The following is a 1,124-nucleotide window of genomic DNA, read 5'->3' on the forward strand; positions in this document are numbered from 1 at the left end:
CTAATAACCGTTGTGATTCTTCAGGATTATTATGAATGTACTCAACTATGTTGCTCATAATCTCAGGGTAGATGCACGATTTTACCTTGTTATACCATAATTTGATTCTTTTTCGGAGATGTCTAATTTACTCGCAGTCTTTTCTAATAAATCATAAATTGCACCTGGTAAATTTTTTAAAGTCTGAATTGAACCACTTAGCTCCTGTGCAATACCTAATGTTACTTCATATTCACCAAAACCCACATAGCCTGGTAATAAAAATAATCCTTCTTGTCCTTGTATGGGTATACAATCTACTGCTTCAATAGCTCTTGGTTGAGATTCAAAAGCAGGTGCTAAACCTGTTTTAATATTAGAATGTGTATTGTAGATATTTTCTATTCTCGCTTCATCTTCTTCTGTTTCTTCTTTTAAAGCCATCCCTGTCAGATTACATTGAGGATCTGTATCCACAAGTATTACTCTCTTGCCTTTTGCTGCAAGCATCCAACCTAAGTTAAAGGTAGTGGTAGTTTTGCTAACACCACCTTTATGATTAAATAAGGCGATTTTCTGAACCATTGTAATTATTTTGGTAAATGTCTCATTGGAAAATCTGTATTACTTAGTATAGCCTAAGTAAATTATTTCTAACTTAATACGCTCACAACATTTGTAATAATTGAACCCGTATCTATTTCTGTTATTAAACTAAATCAAAACACTATTAACTAGCACTGGTTAAACTATATCAATGCTAAAAGAAAGCCTGAAAATCAGGTTTAATTTAGCAAATAATCAATTCTGGCTTGACTATATTTATTCTTTTAAAAATGGCTCAGGTCGGATTTGAACCAACGACCCCAGGCTTATGAGTCCCGTGCTCTAACCAACTGAGCTACTGAGCCAAACGTTTTATCAACATTAATTAATATAGCACACTATTTTGGCTGTGGCAATGACCAAAACAAATTTTTGCCAAATTTTTTCTTCCATATAGCCGTAGACAGAGTAGTTAGGGTTTGCTGAATAAACACAAAACCTAGATAAAACAAGAGTTTAGGGGGCAGAACAGAGGAACAAAGTGCAAGGAAAAGGGGTAAAATAGGTAAAAACCCTTGCATCAAGGTGCATCAAAATGT

The 1,124-nt window shown here is 34.2% G+C and carries 1 protein-coding gene and 1 tRNA gene; both read right to left on the bottom strand.

The features are described from left to right. Nucleotides 1-81 precede the first annotated feature (81 nt). A complete protein-coding gene (locus tag FFR48_RS28000; protein ID WP_236104232.1) occupies nucleotides 82-564 on the bottom strand; it encodes a ParA family protein in 483 nt (160 codons plus the stop codon). A 252-nt stretch (nucleotides 565-816) separates the two neighbouring features. Continuing rightward, a tRNA-Met gene (locus FFR48_RS28005) sits at nucleotides 817-890 on the bottom strand. Between the last annotated feature and the right edge of the window lie 234 nt (nucleotides 891-1,124).

Origin of the sequence: Sphaerospermopsis reniformis, assembly GCF_005402885.1 — a bacterium.
Lineage (GTDB): Bacteria > Cyanobacteriota > Cyanobacteriia > Cyanobacteriales > Nostocaceae > Sphaerospermopsis > Sphaerospermopsis kisseleviana.